18 protein-coding genes are annotated in these 18,043 nt (G+C 36.2%); 15 read left to right on the forward strand and 3 right to left on the reverse strand.

Annotated elements, in window-relative coordinates; translation table 11 throughout:
• Positions 1-17 precede the first annotated feature (17 nt).
• The 3 genes from BMY66_RS09345 to BMY66_RS09355 are packed head-to-tail and all read left to right on the forward strand — an operon-like array spanning position 18 to position 1,323.
• Entirely contained in the window at positions 18-497 is a 480-nt protein-coding gene (locus BMY66_RS09345) for a YbaK/EbsC family protein (protein WP_044935562.1), read from the forward strand.
• Between the two features lie 18 nt (positions 498-515).
• Complete coding sequence (locus BMY66_RS09350) at positions 516-896, forward strand: DUF4186 domain-containing protein (RefSeq protein ID WP_090394954.1); 381 nt, start codon at positions 516-518, stop codon at positions 894-896.
• Positions 897-909: 13 nt separating this feature from the next.
• Positions 910-1,323, forward strand: a complete 414-nt coding sequence (locus BMY66_RS09355; protein ID WP_033151754.1) for an EamA family transporter — start codon at positions 910-912, stop codon at positions 1,321-1,323.
• A gap of 100 nt (positions 1,324-1,423) precedes the next feature.
• On the opposite strand, the gene BMY66_RS09360 is transcribed toward BMY66_RS09355, so the two are convergent.
• Positions 1,424-2,203 (reverse strand): DeoR/GlpR family DNA-binding transcription regulator, encoded by a 780-nt coding sequence (locus BMY66_RS09360; RefSeq protein ID WP_177175639.1) that lies wholly within the window; start codon positions 2,201-2,203, stop codon positions 1,424-1,426.
• Between the two features lie 151 nt (positions 2,204-2,354).
• Between BMY66_RS09360 and BMY66_RS09365 the strand changes: the two genes are divergently transcribed.
• The 7 genes from BMY66_RS09365 (at position 2,355) to BMY66_RS09395 (ending at position 8,105) form a co-directional block, all read left to right on the forward strand.
• Positions 2,355-3,146, forward strand: coding sequence for an HAD-IIB family hydrolase (locus tag BMY66_RS09365; RefSeq protein ID WP_090394956.1), 792 nt, complete (start codon positions 2,355-2,357; stop codon positions 3,144-3,146).
• Positions 3,147-3,462: 316 nt separating this feature from the next.
• Positions 3,463-3,939: a pyridoxamine 5'-phosphate oxidase family protein gene (locus tag BMY66_RS09370; RefSeq protein WP_090394957.1), complete on the forward strand. Its 477-nt coding sequence runs from the start codon at positions 3,463-3,465 to the stop codon at positions 3,937-3,939.
• Positions 3,940-4,055: 116 nt separating this feature from the next.
• Positions 4,056-4,325: a type II toxin-antitoxin system RelB/DinJ family antitoxin gene (locus BMY66_RS09375; RefSeq protein ID WP_090394958.1), complete on the forward strand. Its 270-nt coding sequence runs from the start codon at positions 4,056-4,058 to the stop codon at positions 4,323-4,325.
• Positions 4,325-4,582: a Txe/YoeB family addiction module toxin gene (locus tag BMY66_RS09380; protein ID WP_074791759.1), complete on the forward strand. Its 258-nt coding sequence runs from the start codon at positions 4,325-4,327 to the stop codon at positions 4,580-4,582. Before BMY66_RS09375 ends, BMY66_RS09380 begins: the two co-directional genes overlap by 1 nt.
• Positions 4,583-4,665: 83 nt before the next feature.
• Positions 4,666-5,337 carry a hypothetical protein gene (locus BMY66_RS09385; protein WP_044935581.1) on the forward strand — a complete coding sequence of 224 codons (672 nt, stop codon included), beginning with the start codon at positions 4,666-4,668 and terminating at the stop codon, positions 5,335-5,337.
• A 151-nt stretch (positions 5,338-5,488) separates the two neighbouring features.
• Positions 5,489-6,745 (forward strand): hypothetical protein, encoded by a 1,257-nt coding sequence (locus tag BMY66_RS09390; RefSeq protein ID WP_090394959.1) that lies wholly within the window; start codon positions 5,489-5,491, stop codon positions 6,743-6,745.
• Between the two features lie 118 nt (positions 6,746-6,863).
• Positions 6,864-8,105 carry a DUF438 domain-containing protein gene (locus BMY66_RS09395; RefSeq protein ID WP_090394960.1) on the forward strand — a complete coding sequence of 414 codons (1,242 nt, stop codon included), beginning with the start codon at positions 6,864-6,866 and terminating at the stop codon, positions 8,103-8,105.
• 2 nt (positions 8,106-8,107) lie between these two features.
• Here BMY66_RS09395 and BMY66_RS09400 read toward each other — a convergent pair whose 3' ends face one another.
• On the reverse strand, positions 8,108-8,761 hold the full coding sequence (locus tag BMY66_RS09400) for a Crp/Fnr family transcriptional regulator (RefSeq protein WP_090394961.1): 654 nt from the start codon (positions 8,759-8,761) through the stop codon (positions 8,108-8,110).
• Positions 8,762-8,866: 105 nt separating this feature from the next.
• Between BMY66_RS09400 and hcp the strand changes: the two genes are divergently transcribed.
• The 3 genes from hcp to BMY66_RS13800 all read left to right on the forward strand — a co-directional run bounded on the left by hcp (position 8,867) and on the right by BMY66_RS13800 (position 12,043).
• Positions 8,867-10,498 (forward strand): hydroxylamine reductase, encoded by a 1,632-nt coding sequence (hcp, locus tag BMY66_RS09405; protein WP_090394962.1) that lies wholly within the window; start codon positions 8,867-8,869, stop codon positions 10,496-10,498.
• Positions 10,499-10,655: 157 nt separating this feature from the next.
• Positions 10,656-11,723 carry a Fic family protein gene (locus tag BMY66_RS09410; protein ID WP_090394963.1) on the forward strand — a complete coding sequence of 356 codons (1,068 nt, stop codon included), beginning with the start codon at positions 10,656-10,658 and terminating at the stop codon, positions 11,721-11,723.
• 164 nt (positions 11,724-11,887) lie between these two features.
• Entirely contained in the window at positions 11,888-12,043 is a 156-nt protein-coding gene (locus BMY66_RS13800; RefSeq protein ID WP_177175640.1) for a hypothetical protein, read from the forward strand.
• A gap of 49 nt (positions 12,044-12,092) precedes the next feature.
• On the opposite strand, the gene BMY66_RS09415 is transcribed toward BMY66_RS13800, so the two are convergent.
• Positions 12,093-13,826, reverse strand: a complete 1,734-nt coding sequence (locus BMY66_RS09415; RefSeq protein ID WP_090394964.1) for a methyl-accepting chemotaxis protein — start codon at positions 13,824-13,826, stop codon at positions 12,093-12,095.
• A gap of 220 nt (positions 13,827-14,046) precedes the next feature.
• On the opposite strand from BMY66_RS09415, the gene BMY66_RS09420 reads away from it, so the two are divergent.
• The gene (locus tag BMY66_RS09420; protein ID WP_090394965.1) at positions 14,047-16,470 is read left to right on the forward strand and encodes a glycoside hydrolase family 2 TIM barrel-domain containing protein; all 2,424 of its coding nucleotides are present in this window, start codon (positions 14,047-14,049) and stop codon (positions 16,468-16,470) included.
• A gap of 107 nt (positions 16,471-16,577) precedes the next feature.
• Complete coding sequence (locus tag BMY66_RS09425) at positions 16,578-18,038, forward strand: MFS transporter (RefSeq protein ID WP_090394966.1); 1,461 nt, start codon at positions 16,578-16,580, stop codon at positions 18,036-18,038.
• Positions 18,039-18,043 lie beyond the last annotated feature (5 nt).

An 18,043-nucleotide genomic window follows, 5' to 3' on the forward strand; every position in this document is an offset into this window, starting at 1 on the left:
ATTAGGAGGTATATGCCATGATTAATGAAAAAGTTAAGGCCTTCCTCGATGAAAAATCACTTGGGGATAGACTGACAGTCCATACAGAAACAATTGATACAGTTGAGCACGCCGCCCAGCAAATTGGATGCACTGAGCCAGAGATTGCGAAAACGCTTTCTTTTGTGGTAGAAGATAAGCCAGTTATTGTAGTAATGGCTGGAGATGGAAAAGTAAACAGCTCCAAGTTTAAATCTTATTTTCACACAAAGCCTCATATGATTCCACGTGATCAAGTGAAAGAAATCACTGGATTTCAGCCAGGTGGTGTTTGTCCTTTTGCTGTACCTGAGGACATTCCGATTTGGCTTGATGTTTCAATGCAAAGATTTGAATACGTTCATCCTGCAGGTGGAAATGAGTTTACATCTGTAAAGATTACACCAGACGAGCTTGAGCTTGCTTCTGGCGCCGAAGGCTGGGTTGATATCTGCAAAGGGTGGAATGACAATGAATAAGAATGGAAGTAACTTTTAATGAATAGAGAAGAATGGTTTGCTCAGCTGTTTACGCGGCTGGGCAATTCTAAATTTAGAACAAGTTTTAAATTAAAGCAAAAAGATATAGAATATATACATGAGAAAGGGCTAGATACTATAAGAGCTCACGCTGCAGATTTCATTGCTAAAAGAGAAGCTCCTGCTGTTATCCCTAATGATGGCAAACAAACTCCGACAAAGGGCCATCCTGTATTCATTGCGCAGCATGCAACAGCTACCTGTTGTAGAGAGTGCATTAGAAAGTGGCATAAGATGGCGCCTGGTAAAGAGCTTAGTCAGATTCAGCAAGAATATTTAGTGGATGTAATCATGACATGGATTGAAAAAGAATTGGAAGAAAATAAACATACAAAATAATGGGAGGACTATTATGTGGTTTGTATTTGCTTTACTATCAGCTATATTCGCTGCCTTAACTTCAATATTAGCTAAGATTGGTATTGAAGGTGTAAACTCAAACTTAGCTACAGCTATTCGAACTGTCGTTGTGGTTGGTATGGCCTGGATAATGGTGTTTATCACCAATACTCAAAGTGGCGTATTTGCTATAAGCAAAAAGAGCTGGATTTTCCTAATATTATCAGGCTTGGCCACAGGTGCATCCTGGTTATGCTACTACAAGGCTTTACAGCTTGGTGATGCATCTAAAGTTGTTCCGATTGATAAGCTAAGTGTTGTTATCACTCTAGTTTTAGCTTTTGTATTTTTACATGAAGACTTTACTATAAAATCACTTGCAGGATGCGCACTAATTGGTGCTGGAACCTTATTGTTGGTACTTTAAGGATATTAATATTGCTATGCTTTATAACAAGGAGAACGATATTAATGGTTTTTAGAAAATGAAAAAGTCAGAAGCGAAAAGCTGTATTGTGTAGGGTACCTTAACAATGTGTTATGTTTAGATTTACCTTTTCTTTTAAAATATTATATTGATCCTCATCGGAGATATCAGAGTCTGTGATAATAGTATTAAAGTCTTTGATATCTCCGAACTTTTTCATGGTATGTTGCCCGAATTTTGAGTGGTCAACCAGAAGAATATTTTGCTCCGAATTTCTCATTACCGCTTGTTTTATTGAACAATCCATTTCTGTGCTGGTAACACCATAGACAGTATCTATAAAGCCTGTTCCTAGAAAGGCTGCGTTAAAATGAAAATTTGAAAGATAAGTCAAAGTATCCATATCCATAGGACCGCCGTTTGAGTCCTGATATTTACCAGGAGCTATGTATAATGTGACATATGGATTGTGAGAACACTCATGCATTACAGCCAATGAGCTTGTTACAACGGTGTGATGCAAAGGTGGGAGATATCTAGTCATAAGCAATACTGTGGTACTTGGATCTAGATAAATTACATCATTTTCTTTGATAAATTCTACAGCGCGGCGGGCAATTGCGGCTTTAGCCTCGAAAAAGCTTTCTTTTCGCATGTCAAAAGTGTGTATAACTGAGCTTGGATGCCTGATAGTAGCACCACCATAATGAGTAACAAGTATTCCCTGTTCCTCCATTATGTGTAAGTCTCTTCTGATTGTCATGTCAGACACACCAAATTTTTGTGATAAATCCTTTACATATACGGTAGTCTGTTCTTTTAATAATTCGTATATAGATTCACGGCGGCTTATTCCATTATTTTCATTTACCTGTTTCATAGAAAGCTCCTTCAGAGAATATAATGTTCTATTAAACATAATTATACCACTAAAATTTACAAATAAAACATTATCGAACATTAAATAGTGTTGATATGTGTGCTATTATCTTTTTGCAATCGGAAATATAAAATATTGTTAGGAGATAGCAATGTGTAAGAAAAAGTATTTGTTTTTTGATATTGATGGCACACTAGCCGCAGGAGGATATGAAAATTTCTATATTCCTGACTCAACTGTTGTAGCGTTGCAAAAGCTTAAAAAGGCTGGTCATTTTCTATGTATTGCAACAGGCAGAGCGCAAGCTCTTGCAGTTGATATAATGAATGAGTTAGGTTTTGAAAATATGGTGAGTGATGGTGGTTATGGTATTACCATTAATAAAGCTCTATTAGGAATTAAGCCACTTCCAAAAGAAAACGTGGTTGCTTTAATAAGAGAATGTCAGGAAAAAGGATATCCATGGGGGATTCAGCCTGAAAATTCATCTGTAAGATATGTGCCAGATGAGCGATTTAATGAAATTGCAAAGGATACATATATGGACCAAAAGATAGTTAAGGGATTGAATCCTGAAGATTATGAAAATATATATAAAGCATATGTAGCCTGCAGAGCAGAAGAGGAGAAAAATCTAAAAGCACTTGAGAATCTTCCTTGTTGTAGATTTCATGAACGTTATTTGTTTATTGAGCCAAGCTACAAATCTGTAGGTATAAAAAAGATAATGGATTATTTTAAAGCTGATTATAATGATGCTGTTGTTTTTGGTGATTCTGGCAATGATATTTCAATGTTTACAGATGATTGGACAAAGGTTGCCATGGGAAATGCTATTCCTGAACTGAAGAAGCTTGCAGACTATGTGACTTCTGATGTTGATAAAGATGGAATTTATAATGCCTGCGAGAAGTTGGGATTATTTGATACTGTTGCTTGTTAATCCCTTTCAGCGTGATCTCGGTAAAGAGCGTTATGGAAGGTATTAATATAAGAAAAATATTTATACTTGGGCTGCCTCAATTTAAGGGGCAGCCCGAACTTTTTTGTCTTAGTTTCTACCGACATAATTATTGACGAATCAAGTTATATTGAGTTATCATCTCATCAATGAAATAATACGGACGCCCATTGCTACCGAGTAATGGGATTCACGTCATTCCTTTGCCGTTAGGTCCTAGCAGGTGAGGGGGTGGCGATTTTTATTATTATTGGAATAGCTGGATTAAAAATATTATCAAAATAGAGAGGTGTTAATTATGTTTAGAAAAATGAGAAGATTTAAGCAACAGGTATCAGATGAGGAATGTATCGAGATATTAAAGACAACCAAGCGAGGTGTACTATCTGTTATTGGTGATGATGGTTATCCATATGGTTTGCCTATTAATCATTATTATTGTGAAGATGACGGAAAAATATACTTCCACGGGGCAAAAGCAGGACACAGAATTGATGCAATAAAATCATGTGATAAAGCAAGTTTCTGTGTATATAACGATGGTTACCGCAAAGAAGGGGATTGGGCTCTTAACATTACAAGCGTAATTACTTTTGGAAGAATCCATTTGGTAGAGGATGAAGCTACAGCTCTTAAAATCTGCTCTGAACTCACCAAAAAATTTACTGATGATGACGAATATCTAAAGCAGGAAATTCAAAATTCATTTCGTAATGTACAATGTCTTGAGCTTATACCAGAGCACATAACTGGTAAACTAGTGAATGAATCATAAAATAATCTTATTCATTCTACTTAAAAGCATCATTACAATGTAATGACATCTCTTGCAATTTTTTTATGTCATGATATAATCATAGTAAGAAAACTTTTACTACGGAGGAATATATTATGGCTGATGCAGTAAATGTTAATTTTAGAATGGATGCAGATTTAAAGAAGAGTATGGAAGCTCTTTGTGATGAACTTGGTATGTCTATGACTACTGCTTTTACAATTTTTGCAAAGAAAATGACTAGAGAACACAAAATACCATTTGAAGTCTCTGTAGATCCTTTTTATTCAGAGGCCAATATAAAATATCTTGAAGGAATTGCCAACGATATTAAAACTGGAAAGGCTCATTTTGAACAACACGATTTACTGGAGGATGAAGAATAATGGGGCTTCTTTGGGAAGATCGTGGTTGGGATGATTATCTCTATTGGCAAACACAGGATAAAAAGACATTAAAAAGAATAAATGCATTAATAAAAGATGCTCAACGTGATCCATATAACGGCATTGGAAAGCCTGAACCCCTAAAGGAAAATCTTGGTGGCTTTTGGAGCCGAAGAATTAATGATGTGGATCGCTTAGTTTACGATTTTGAAGATGGAAACATAAGAATTATTTCATGTAAAGGACATTACGAATAATATAGGATGCTTTCAAGGGCATCCTTTTTTTATAGGGGAAAAGTCAACAAAGTAAATTAACTAAATTGAATAAGGCAAAATATATGAATATATTAAGTGATTTATTTACAGATATCATAACAATTGTAATTGCTATACCTTTAGTATTTTTCTTTATAAATACATATATAAGATTTTTAACCAGAGTATTGGGGGAAGCCTATATCCCTGCTTTTATGATGCTACCTGGATTTATTATATTTACACCTTTATCTACATTATGTCTCTACATATCTGATGGCTATTTCTTATTAATACTTATTGGAGTGTTATTTGCACTCCTTGCATTAGCAGGCCTACTAATGACCATATTTTTTTGGCCTAGTGAAGAAAAGGATACTTATCTTTTTAATAAATACTTAGGATTATATAAATTTATAAAATGGGGAAGGCAGGAAGCTTTCGGGATAGATGAGTATGATTACTATATCCAAGATTTCTTTAGAAATAAACTGGTAATCATTAAAGCACGAAAAGAATATTGCTTTATTACTTGGTTTGGAAAAAAGAAATATTTCAAAAAAGAAGACGTCAAAAGAATAGATCATTGGATTGGTAAAAATGGTTCATTGTACGGTAAATATGTTATATGGGGGCACGATGAGAAGAAACTTGCGTCCATCGATGATAGTGGTTTTGGAGATATTACCAGATTATATAGTGAGTTATCTGGTCTACAAGGAATTGACTATTGTACTCATCTAACAAAAAGATAGTAAATTATTATCTTGTTAGCAACAACTAACTCAAGGTGTTAATTATAGGGAACACATTGAAGGCGGGAACTATTATTGCGACAGGTACACCGGGTGGAGTTGGTATGATAAAATTCTAGAGGATAATCAAAAATAATAATGGGAGAATAAAATGAAAAAAATAATAGTACTTGCATTGGCAGCAATGATGTTGATGGGATGTAAAAAGGAAGAGTCAGAACCTATAGAAATGAAAGAAGAGGTTGTGACTGAAGCTAATGAAGATGCTGTAGAAAAAGAAAGTAGGTATGCTCATGAAGAGCTTGATGCCTATAGTGAAGTGTTATCTGAACACTTAAAAGATACTAAAGATGGATTTTCAGCAACACTTATTAATATTGACGATGACGATTATTATGAGCTTGCGATGTTTGATGGCGATGCTAAAGCAGACGGTGCTTATCTCTACACTTATAAGGATGGCGAGGCGATTGACCTGGCAACTGATGGTTTTCCATTTTATGGTAGTTATGGTCAGCTGAACTATGTTCCAAATTCAGGATATTTTTCCTATGATTACGATGGAGCAAGCGTGGACGATGGTGGAGATTTCATGTTCTTTGCTTTTAGTCTAAAGGATGGAAAGGTTGAAAATCTATGTTCTCTAGAGCGAGTTTTCTATTATGATGACAGTATTGCAGACGTCTTTTCTTACCATGATAAAGAAATTTCAGAGAGTGAATATAATGAGCTTTATCAAAAATATTGGTATGACTACATTGGCGACGATTTAAAAGATTTAACTTATTATAACGGCTATATGATTACATCGGAGGATGAAATAGAGGCTTTTCTTTCTGAAAATGATGTGGATGAAATTGAGGTCAGTTATTCGGATGAGGATATTAAAGCAATGTCTCCGGATGAGTTGTTTGAGGCATTTTGCAATGGTGATGTTGAAGGTCAATACATTGATGAAGATGGCGATTCATATCCATACAACCTAGATGGATATGAAATTGATGGTTATGACGTAAATAATTCACTTACTGTTGGAGAGCCTGTTGATGTAGACAATGATGGTGAGCTTGAATATGAATTAATTTCGCCAATGTACGGAAGCATGTTTTTTGACTGTAAGGATGGAAAGGTAACTCTTATAGCTCAGGGGGAAGGCACAGCCGCAATATGCTCATGTACAACCTACGATGGCGCTACATGGATTGTCCATAAAGATACAACACATGCTGGAAGATGCATGTATTTCCTTGATAAGTATAATGGTGATTTACAGATTGTAGATTCCATTAATCTTTACTGGGAAACAGAAGATTATAACGAGGATAGTCCGAAGACATATTATTTTAATGACCAGGTGATTACTGAGGAAGAGTATAATTCGTACTATCAAGCAATTTTTGAATATTAAAGCCTAAAAACTGTGTTTTGAGGGTGCTAGGAAAACTGTTGCAATTGCAACAACCCCAGTTTTGACAAATTGCTATATTATACGTGTGAATAAAAATTGTTTGAATTGGAGGTTAGTCATGGAAGAGAAGAATATTGAATTATTAAAAGATTATATAAAGCGCCTTAGCAATGGAGAAAGTCTTGAATCTGTTCGTGCAGATTTTGTAGATAATTTTTCTGATGTTGAGGCGTTTAATATCATGCAGGCTGAGCAACAGCTGATGAAAGAAGGTGTGCCTTTTACAGAGGTGCAAAAGCTTTGCGATGTTCATTCGGCATTGTTCCATGGCAAAACTAGAGAAGAAAAAATAGCTAATGCGGAAAAAGAAGTTGAAGCATCAGCTGCAAGAGTTACATCCAATATCACTATAGAAAAAAGAGAAGCTGCAAAAAAGCAGGCTGAAATAGTGGGACATCCACTTCATCTTTTTACTAAGGAAAATGAAGCTCTTACGGAAGAGATTAATAAAACCAAGAGTTTGATTGAAGACATTAAGATTGATCCATCTGATGATAACAATAGAAAAATAATTGAAATTATAGATAATCTCAGAAAAGTAGCTATCCACTATGCTAAGAAGGGGGATTTACTTTATCCTCATATGAAGGCCAAATATGACATTTCGGGACCTTCAGATGTTATGTGGTCTGTTGATGATGAGATAAGAGATGAGCTGAAATTTATAGCTGACTCTGATTTTAGAAATGCTGAATACTTGGGAAGATTAGAACATGCCATTACACGCATGGAGGAAATGATTTATAAGGAGCAGAATATTCTCTTCCCTATTTGTACTAAGTTTTTCACTGATGAAGAATGGTATAAGATTTATCAGGACTCAAAGGACTATGCTTCTTGCTTGGTTGATTTCATAAAATGGCCTGAGGCAGAGGCAGCACTGTCCAAAGAAAACGCTACTAGCAATGCAACAGATGATATAATTAATCTGCCAGGTGGACATTTCACACCTGCTCAACTTAGAGCAGTACTCAATACTCTTCCAGTAGAAATATCATTTATAGATGAAAATGATGTTAACTGTTTCTTTAACGAAGGACCAAAGCTATTTAAACGTGCTGGCATGGCCATAGGACGTGATGTGTATAGTTGTCATCCACCAAAGATTGAGATGATGGTTAGGTCTATAATTGGGGACTTCAAATCTGGCGCTAGGGATAAGGTGTCAGTTTGGATGGAAAAAGAAGGCATCCCAGTGCTTGTAGAGTACATTGCAGTTCGAGATGACAATGGACAATATATCGGCACAATGGAATGCGTTCAAAAAATGGATGAAGCAAAAAAGCATTTTGAAAAATAAAATTATTTGATGACAAAGGTATTTCTATCGAAGTCGATAATTCCTTCGTCACGCATTTTACCAAGCTCTCTTGTCATGGCGCTGCGGTTGATGGATAAGTAATCAGCCAGTTGTGTTCGTGACAGGGGAGCTTTTATATATTTTGATTTTTGTTGTTGAGCAAGGGTTGAAATGTATGCCATAAGCTTTCCGCGGATGGATTCTTTCGACATGATTTCCAGTTTATTCATATAGGAAATACTTTTTTGTCCTAATAGATGAAACATGTTTTCTGCAATTCTGGCATGGAAGCTACAAGCGTTTTCGCATGTGTGGATGATTTTTGAAGCAGCAAGAAATAATACTCTTGTTTTTTCTACGGCAACAAAAGTAACGGAAGATTCCTGCTCAACACTGACAGCAAAGTTTTCTCCAAATAATTCTCCAGGTCCAACATAGGATAGAAGTGATGAGTTACCCCATATATCTTCTTTCAAAAGGTGCACATTTCCAAAAAGAACAATTCCGATATAAGGGACTTTGTCCTTTTCCATAATGATGGTTTCCCCTTTTTCAAAATCCTTTTCAAAGGAGTTGATACATATCAGTAGTTTATTCAAATTGTCCGGGTGAATTCCCTCGAATAGGGGAATATCATTGTAATCTATTTCTTTCATGAGCTTATTATAAAATCAAACTGTTGCAATTGCAACAAACTGACTCCCGTTCTAGCTGTATATTATGAGCATCAAAGAAATCCGGTTAGAAAATGGAGGTAAACAATGGAAAATAAAATGTTTTGTTATCAGTGTCAGGAAACAGCAGGCTGCACTGGCTGCACAATGTCAGGTGTTTGTGGAAAGAAGCCAGAGGTAGCAAATCTTCAGGATTTATTGGTATACGTTACCAAAGGAATTTCATTTGTAACAACAAAACTTAGAGCAGAGGGGAAAGAGGTTTCAGAAGATATTAATCATATGATTTCCGTAAATCTTTTTACAACAATTACAAATGCAAATTTTGATTATGATTCAATAGCCCAGAAGATCGAAGATACTATTAATGCTAAGGAACAGTTATTAGAAAAGCTTACAGATATGAGTAATCTTCCAGATGCGGCTATCTGGGATGGAGATAAATCACAGTATGATGAAAAAGCTAAGACAGTAGGTGTTCTTTCAACTGAGGATGAAGACATTCGCTCATTGAGAGAGCTGATAACATATGGTCTCAAGGGACTTGCAGCTTATTCGAAGCATGCAAATGCTCTTTTAAAGGATAATAAGGATGTTGATGCATTCCTTCAAAAAGCGCTTGCAGCTACTTTAGATGATAGTCTTTCTGTGGATGATTTGGTTGCATTAACTCTTGAAACAGGAAAATATGGAGTGGATGGTATGGCACTTCTTGATGAAGCCAATACATCAGCTTATGGAAATCCTGAAATCACAAAAGTAGATATAGGCGTTAGAAATAATCCTGGTATTCTTATTTCAGGTCATGATTTGAAGGACTTAGAGATGCTATTAGAGCAGACTAAGGGTACAGGAGTAGATGTATATACTCATTCAGAAATGTTACCAGCTCATTACTATCCATTCTTTAAAAAGTACGATAACTTTGCTGGAAACTATGGTAATGCATGGTGGAAGCAAAAGGAAGAATTTGCAAGCTTCAATGGCCCAATTCTGATGACAACAAACTGTATCGTGCCACCTGCAGATTCTTACAAAGATAGAATGTTTACAACAGGTGCTGCAGGATATCCTGGATGTAAGCATATTGATGCACCTTATGGTGAAACAAAGGATTTCTCAGAAATCATTGAAATGGCAAAGAAATGTGATGCACCTACGGAAATTGAACGTGGTGAAATTATCGGCGGATTTGCTCACGAGCAGGTATTTGCACTTGCAGATAGTGTAGTAGAAGCAGTAAAAACAGGAGCAATCAAAAAGTTTGTAGTAATGGCTGGTTGCGATGGAAGAGCAAAATCTCGTGAGTATTACACAGAATTTGCTAAGGCGCTTCCAAAAGACACAGTGATTCTTACGGCAGGCTGCGCAAAGTACAAATACAATAAGCTAAACCTTGGTGATATCAATGGAATTCCAAGAGTTTTGGATGCAGGACAGTGTAACGACTCATATTCACTTGCGCTTATCGCATTAAAGCTAAAAGAAGTATTTGAACTTGATGATGTAAATGAACTTCCAATCGTTTACAACATTTCATGGTATGAGCAGAAGGCTGTAATAGTTCTTCTTGCACTACTTTACCTTGGAGTAAAGAACATTCACCTTGGCCCAACACTTCCAGCATTTCTTTCACCAAATGTTGCAAACGTTCTTGTGCAGAACTTTGGTATAGCAGGAATTACAAATGTAGAAGATGATATTTGCAAGCTCATTTAAAGAAGAATGATAGAATTTTTGGCAAAAATTACCTCTATGAAAAAGCACCAGTGTTTATTATCGATAGATTTAAGTTCAAGTTATTTTATTTGAGTTCAATTCATGCTATAATTGAACTCAAATAATAGTGAATGAATAAATCGTAGGAGATTTCATTATGAGGAATTTTGATTATAAAAAACTGAGCCAGCAAACGTGGGATAATGATATCTTGCTTTTGTGCTCAAAAATTCATGAATGTAAGGGAAGACAGGATTTATTTGTTCGTCAGAAGCCTGCTCAATTAAATCGTCTAATTGAAATTGCCAGGATTCAAAGTACAGAAGCATCTAATAGCATTGAAGGAATTGTTACAACTAGTACAAGAATTAAACAGCTAGTAAACGATAAAACAACACCCAAGAACAGGGATGAGAAAGAAATTCTTGGTTATAGAGATGTTTTGAACACCATACACGAAAGTTATGAATATATAGATATATCTCCTAACCACATTTTACAGCTGCACAGAGATTTGCTAAAATATGCAGGTTTTACATATGGGGGCAGTTTCAAAAATACTCAGAACTATATCAAAGAAACACGACCAGATGGAAGCGAAGTAATCAGATTTACACCAGTTCCACCATATGAGACGCCTAAAGCAATAGAAGATATTTGTAGGAGTTATGCAGAAACTGCTGCTCTAGAGATTGTAGATCCGTTGATATTAGTACCTGCCTTTATCTGCGATTTTCTATGTATACATCCATTTAACGATGGTAATGGTAGAATGAGTAGATTATTAACATTGCTGTTGCTTTATAAAAATGGATATGCTGTTGGAAAATATATCAGTATAGAAAAGCAGATTGAAAAAACAAAAGATGTGTATTATGACGTTCTTCAGGAAATTGATTACGGCTGGCATGAAGAGAAAAATGATCCAACACCATTTATAAAATATATGTTACAGATAGTACTTGCATCATATTTAGAATTTGAGGAGCGTGTTGGTGTGATGGATGATACAGGTGTAAAAAGTTCTTCATATGATGTTGTTAAAGCGTATGTAGAAACTAAAATTGGAAAATTTACCCCAGCGGATGTTTTAGCCAATTGTCCTGGTGTAGGTCGTACATCGGTGTTTAATGCGTTAAAAAAGCTAAATGAAGATGGCTTTATAGATAAACACGGTGAAGGAAAAGGGTCATTCTATGTACAAAAGAGTGAATCTATTTGGTAAGTTCAAACTTAAGCAAAAGAGTTCAAATGTAATGGCATTTGGACTCTTTTGATTTAAGCATTTTTGGATATGATTAGAAAGTGATTCAATTTTGAAAATGCACATTTTTTATTATAATAGTACTGTAAGATGTAGGCAGATATTGAAAGGAGAGGAAAATGAGTATGTTAAATGAACAAATGAAATCAGACAAGGATAACGGCCAGTTTGTTTCAACAGCTGAAATAGCTGAAAAAATGGCTAAGGATTGGGAAAAGGGTGACCAACTGGAAGTAGATTTACTGAAGGAGATTCACAACCCTGTAAAGGATATTAAATAATAGAAAAAGGGCTGCGCATAGCAGCCCTTTTTTTCAATCAAGAAATTCTCTAGCTAATTTCTTTAAATTTCTCAACCTCTACATTTAAGGTTCTTATAGTTTCACTATTATTTTCGGACTCACTTTGAATATCCTCAACTGATTGATGGAGTGTGTTCATTTCTTCTGTGGATTTGATAAGTGCGGCAACGCTGTTTTCGGATGCTACACTGATTTCGCTGATGCCAGCAGAAAGTGATTCGGTGAGCTCTTCCATGGTTTTAGCATGTTCTGAAAACTTCATCAAGAGGTTGTTAATCTCCGTAATTCCGTTTTGGTTTTCAACAGCATTCTCTACGAATTTATCATAGTCGACAAGTATGCTTGATGTGAGATATTCAAGCAATTCATTGGCATTGGCTACAAGCTCGTGGACTGAGTCAAGCACAATGACATTAGTTTCTTGAATTCGGTTTGCTATGGCCTTTGTGTTTTCAGATAAGCTTTGAATTTCTGTAGCAACAACAGCAAATCCACGGCCTGCTTCTCCGGCTCGGGCTGCTTCAATTGAAGCGTTAAGGGCTAACAAATTAGTCTGGTCTGAAATGGAAAGAATGTTGTCAGTGAGTTCTCTTATGTTTTCCACAGAACTACTTTTCTCAATTGATTCTTCCATGCGAGAACTAATATCTTCAATCATGTTCATGGTTTGTGCCTTGCTTGTTTCAGAATTGTTTTTAGCAATTTCAGCATGTGCAAGTAATTCCTGAACTTGAGCAGTGTTCTCTACAGAACCGTCTTTGATTTCTTTTGCAGCAGTAAGAATATTCATTGAAGATTCGTCGATAGTTTGAAGAGTAGCATTTATTTCTTCCATGTTTGCAGAAAGCTCACTTAGGCTTTCAAAGATGGAAGCGGAAGTGGTTTCGCAATTGTTAATGTTGTTATTCATATTGAAAGTGGCAGATTGAATGTTGCTAGAGCCATTTTGAATAGATTTTATTACCTGCTGCAATTCATCTAAAAATGTATTGATTCCAATGGCGATTCTGCCAACTTCATCTTCATATAGGTAATCCATTCGCATTGTCAAATCGCCCTGGCCAGACTGAAGCTCATCAATCATTTGATTCATCTTTGCCTGCATATTTTCAAGAGGTTTAAGTACAGTTCTTAGGGTAATGAAAATTGCAATTCCCATAGAGATAATAAAGATAACACCCATCACGATAGTGATTGCAGTAGCACGATTAACACGGACTTTCACAAGGCTTGTTTCGTGCTCAACCAAAGAATCAAGGTTGTCTAAATATTCGGTTTCAGGGGTTTGCATATTTGCCACGATAACTGATAATGTTTGATACTCAGATTTTAAAGTGTCAGGATTGCCGGCTTTTATTGCAGAAGCGACCTTATATGCCTGAGTTGCATAAGATTGGATTGAATCATAATAATCTGCATAAGAATCTTTTAGCGAATCATTCATTTCAGCTTCTGAAAACGCATCTACATCAGTCTTTATTGACTCGGCGGTTTCAAGTACGCCATCAACTAAAACATTGTAATCACTCACCACTGCCCAATCTTGGCCGTTCATTTTTGTAAGTGCACCGATTTCAAGCATGGCCATGTTCTGCTTCAAATCATTCTGAAGAGATTTTAATTCCACAGTATAATCTGCCAATAGAGTTGTAGACAGCTGTACCTGATCGTTGGTAACACCGCTCATTCCAGCATTTACTGAAAACAAAATCAGCAGTACTACTAGCGTTGTTAAAATTCGAAGTTTAATTGACTTTTTCATATACAAAATCCTCCATTATCCCATTTTGCTAGAAAAAATATACCATCATTTTTTTCGAATGTTATTTATATAGGATAACTGGTAGTTTTGGAAGTATAACTGACAGCCCAAAGAAAATATGTCGTATTTGCCCTAAAATATGGCGACTTATTTTATTGAATAAGAAAAATTTTTTCTTGATAATATCAGTATCTTTTGAAGTTTTGATTTGGAGGTATTTATGGATAAAAAACTATGGAATGACAATTGGTTATTTTGGAATAGTAAGGATGCATTTGCATTAGTTTGGGATATACCTGAGTGTGCAAAAAAAATACAGTTGCCTCATGATGCCATGCTTGAGAATGAAGCGCATGAGGATTCTTTAAATGGTGGAAATACAGGGTTTTATGATGGTGGTTCATATACCTATGTGAAAATGTATGAATCAAAGCCAGGGGATAGACAAAGGAATATCATGCTTCGATTTGATGGTGTTTACATGAATACATTTGTATATGTAAACGGACAGCTGGCGGCAAATAGACCATATGGATATTCTCAGTTTTACGTACCTATTTCTCACTTATTAAAAGAAGAAGGAGAAAACGAAATCCGCGTTCAAGTAAGAAATGGTGCTATGGCAAATAGCAGATGGTATTCAGGAAGTGGAATCTATAGAGACGTTTATATGCTCACTTCAGGCACAACCTATATCAGCCAGGAAGGTCCTAAAGTGGTTACTGAAGATTGTGATGATAAAGTTGCAACTATTAAGGTAGAAACAAAAATTGTTAATAAGGATTTTTCGGGAAAAGAACTAAGTTTTTTAGTTGAAATTTATGATGAAAATGATGGTTTGGTTAATAAAGAAACAGGGGTAGTCTATGTTCGTGGAAATGAAGAAAAGACATTTTCCTCACGTTTATGTATTAATGCTCCAAGACTATGGTCAGAAGATACTCCTGCCTTATACAAGGTTAGTGTTTCATTAGAGGAAAATGGAGAGAGTGTAGATTCAGACGAAGCTGTATTTGGAATCAGAAAGCTTTCGCTGGATGCTGCTCATGGATTAAGAGTAAACGGAAAAGAAGTAAAACTTCGTGGAGCTTGTATTCATCATGATAATGGCTTACTTGGTGCAAAAACATATTATGAGGCTGAATACAGAAGGGTAAAGATTCTAAAAGATTCAGGGTTTAATGCAATAAGAATGTCTCATCATCCTGCATCACCTGCACTTTTAAGAGCCTGCGATGAGCTTGGTGTATATGTGATGGATGAAACTTTCGATATGTGGACAAGGGCGAAGTCTGACTACGATTATAATTTATTCTTTAACGACTGGTGGAAGAAAGATGTGGAAGCTATGGTAGCAAAGGACTTTAATCATCCTTCTGTAGTTCTTTATTCAATCGGAAATGAGATACCGGAAATTGGCACAAATGAAGGAAGCAGTCTTGCTGCTGAAATAAGTGATTTATGTCATGAATTGGACAGCACAAGATATACCCTTGCATCCATCAACGGTGTGTTTGCAGCAGGAGATGCTGTAGGCAAAATCACTGCAGATGTAGCAGGAGAGGTAAAGGATCAGGATGATTCTGTCAATGTTAATGACTTCATGACTATTATGGATAAATACATGGATAGAATTGTGGTTCATCCTGAAATAACAAAGGTATTGAAAAAGGCTTGTGTGGCAACAGATATTGCAGGTTACAACTACATGACTGCCAGATATGCGCTTGATGCAAAGGAAGAACCAAACAGAATTATGGTAGGTTCAGAAACTTATCCACCTGAGATAGCAGTTAACTGGAGAGAAATTAACAAATATCCACAGGTAATAGGTGATTTCACATGGACAGGCTGGGATTATCTTGGAGAAGCCGGAGTAGGTATTCCTGCATATAACTGGGGAGAAGGCGGATTCGGTGCACACTTCCCTGCAAAGCTTGCGTACACAGGAGATATTGATATTACTGGATATAGAAGACCATTGTCATACTATCGTCAGATTGTATTTGGTCTTAGAAAAGAGCCATACATTGCTGTGCAAAATCCTGCCCACTATGGAGAAAATCTGATAAAGACTCCATGGGTAATGAGTGATGCTATCTCAAGCTGGACTTTTGCAGGATACGAAGACAAGCCTGTTGTTGTGGAAGTATATGCAGCCGGAGATGAAGTAGAGTTACTCTTAAATGATGAGTCACTTGGAAGAAAGTCAATAGAAGAAAACGATAACTATAGAGTTTTGTTTGAAACAAAATATGCTAAGGGAACTCTAAAGGCTATAGCCTACAAGGATAACCAGGTCGTAGGCGAGTATGTATTGAAAACTGTTGAAGCTGAAAAACTAAATGCAAGCTTTGACACAAATACACCAATAGACTCTGAACTTGCATATGTAAATATTGCAGTAGGAGAAAGCAATTACACAGTTAATAGTGGTGTTGAATGTAAGCTAACAGTTGAAATAGAAGGAGATGCAGAACTCCTAGGAGTTGGTTCAGGTAATCCAAAAGCTCAGGACTCATATCTAGGAAATACAACCAAAACATGGAATGGTCGTGCTCTTGCTATCGTAAGAAAGGGCAAGGGGAAAGCTGTATTAAAAATATCTGGAGACAACGGATATGGTACAGAGATAACAATCTAGTAATTAAAAAATGTCGGTTTTCATAAAATTTATTACATGGAGGCTGCTGAATTATTCTTGTATCATTTTTTCATCAAGAAAACCATTTACGGTAAAGGAGAAGAAAAATGGAGAATAATTCAGTAGCAAGGCAAGCTGGGATAGGTGAGGCTTTTGAAAGCTATCAAACATCTCAGGCAAACAGTGGGGTAAAAAGAGCAACTACAAAAAAATCCAATTCTGAGGTTGGCACAGCCTTTAAATGGTTTCATGCGACATCAGTAAACGGAGGAGCAATGACTATTGCTGCAGTACTTGCAAGTTATCTTTCAGTCTACATGACAGATACACTTCAGATACCTGCAGCAACATGTTCACTTATCATGTTTATAGCAACTCTTTGGGATGCTATTAATGATCCAATGATGGGTGTTATTGCAGATAATACTCATTCAAAATGGGGACGTTATCGACCTTACTTCATTTTCGCACCAATCTTATTAACATTCTTTGGAACAATGGTATGGGTTGACTGGGGATTCGCTAGTACCACTGCAAAGGCTGCTTATATATTGATTATGTACATTGGATGGGGAATGACAGTTACAATGTACACAATGCCACAGATGGCAATTCTTCCAGCAGCTGTTAAGAAAGATCAGGAAAGAAACAAGATTATTACTATGGGTGCAGGAGCGTGTGCAACTGCATTTACAATTGGTAATACATTTACACCAAATATTACAGCTTTCTTTGAGAGCCATGGAATCTCAAATGGATATGTTCCATACATGCTTATTTGCGGAGCACTTTCATTTGTATCATTCTGGGGATTGTTTAAGGCATCAAAGGGACAGGAAAGATATTTGACAGAGCCTGAAAAGAATCCATTTAAGGGACTTGGAATGGTTCTTCGCCACAAGGAAGTATATCCAAACATCATTGCTTGGGTAGGTGCTTCAATGGGCTATGGTCTTATGTTTGCATCTTCTGTTTATTACATGATGTACTACTATGAGAGACCAGATTTAATTGGAATTTACATGGGTATTATTTCAATCGGAGCTCTTGTATCAATGGTTGTTGCAATGCCTATTTTCCTTAAAGTATTCAAGACAGGACAGAAAGCACTTTGTGTATCACAGATTACTTCGATTGTAATGTATGTGATTTTGTTCTTCTTTGGAAAACAGAGCTTTACATTACTTTGCGTACTTACATTCTTATCATCTATAACAAGTGCTATGCAGAATGCATTAGTTAATATTCTTGTTAACGATACAATTGACTTTATTATGCTTAAAGAAGGCAAGACAGCAAATGGACTTGTATCAGCAATCAAGGGCTTTGCTCAGAAGTGTGGTAACACAGTTACTTCATCTGGTATTTTAGCAATCCTTGCTGTTTCTGGTTACATTGCAGGAGCAATTGGCCAGCAGCCAGAATCAGCTATGTTCGCTCTTAACTTTATTAAGTTTGGTGCACCATCTTTAACAGGAATCATCGTAATTCTTTGTGTAGTATTTGGACCAATTAATAAATATAAAAACGAAATCGAAGAAATGAAAGCTAAAATGCACGAGAATTAATGGGG

Source organism: Pseudobutyrivibrio sp. C4, assembly GCF_900111635.1.
Taxonomy (GTDB): domain Bacteria; phylum Bacillota; class Clostridia; order Lachnospirales; family Lachnospiraceae; genus Pseudobutyrivibrio; species Pseudobutyrivibrio ruminis.

What these genes read in the sequence shown, in the direction of transcription:
- BMY66_RS09375 (WP_090394958.1), top strand. Translation starts at nt 4,056, where the DNA reads ATGGCTGATGCAGTAAATGTTAATTTTAGAATGGATGCAGATTTAAAG.
- BMY66_RS09395 (WP_090394960.1), top strand. Translation starts at nt 6,864, where the DNA reads ATGGAAGAGAAGAATATTGAATTATTAAAAGATTATATAAAGCGCCTT.
- BMY66_RS09425 (WP_090394966.1), top strand. Translation starts at nt 16,578, where the DNA reads ATGGAGAATAATTCAGTAGCAAGGCAAGCTGGGATAGGTGAGGCTTTT.
- BMY66_RS09380 (WP_074791759.1), top strand. Translation starts at nt 4,325, where the DNA reads ATGGGGCTTCTTTGGGAAGATCGTGGTTGGGATGATTATCTCTATTGG.
- BMY66_RS09415 (WP_090394964.1), bottom strand. Translation starts at nt 13,826, where the DNA reads ATGAAAAAGTCAATTAAACTTCGAATTTTAACAACGCTAGTAGTACTG.
- BMY66_RS09355 (WP_033151754.1), top strand. Translation starts at nt 910, where the DNA reads ATGTGGTTTGTATTTGCTTTACTATCAGCTATATTCGCTGCCTTAACT.
- BMY66_RS09345 (WP_044935562.1), top strand. Translation starts at nt 18, where the DNA reads ATGATTAATGAAAAAGTTAAGGCCTTCCTCGATGAAAAATCACTTGGG.
- hcp (WP_090394962.1), top strand. Translation starts at nt 8,867, where the DNA reads ATGGAAAATAAAATGTTTTGTTATCAGTGTCAGGAAACAGCAGGCTGC.
- BMY66_RS09360 (WP_177175639.1), bottom strand. Translation starts at nt 2,203, where the DNA reads ATGAAACAGGTAAATGAAAATAATGGAATAAGCCGCCGTGAATCTATA.
- BMY66_RS09410 (WP_090394963.1), top strand. Translation starts at nt 10,656, where the DNA reads ATGAGGAATTTTGATTATAAAAAACTGAGCCAGCAAACGTGGGATAAT.
- BMY66_RS09385 (WP_044935581.1), top strand. Translation starts at nt 4,666, where the DNA reads ATGAATATATTAAGTGATTTATTTACAGATATCATAACAATTGTAATT.
- BMY66_RS09350 (WP_090394954.1), top strand. Translation starts at nt 516, where the DNA reads ATGAATAGAGAAGAATGGTTTGCTCAGCTGTTTACGCGGCTGGGCAAT.
- BMY66_RS09365 (WP_090394956.1), top strand. Translation starts at nt 2,355, where the DNA reads ATGTGTAAGAAAAAGTATTTGTTTTTTGATATTGATGGCACACTAGCC.
- BMY66_RS09370 (WP_090394957.1), top strand. Translation starts at nt 3,463, where the DNA reads ATGTTTAGAAAAATGAGAAGATTTAAGCAACAGGTATCAGATGAGGAA.
- BMY66_RS09390 (WP_090394959.1), top strand. Translation starts at nt 5,489, where the DNA reads ATGAAAAAAATAATAGTACTTGCATTGGCAGCAATGATGTTGATGGGA.
- BMY66_RS09420 (WP_090394965.1), top strand. Translation starts at nt 14,047, where the DNA reads ATGGATAAAAAACTATGGAATGACAATTGGTTATTTTGGAATAGTAAG.
- BMY66_RS13800 (WP_177175640.1), top strand. Translation starts at nt 11,888, where the DNA reads ATGTTAAATGAACAAATGAAATCAGACAAGGATAACGGCCAGTTTGTT.
- BMY66_RS09400 (WP_090394961.1), bottom strand. Translation starts at nt 8,761, where the DNA reads ATGAAAGAAATAGATTACAATGATATTCCCCTATTCGAGGGAATTCAC.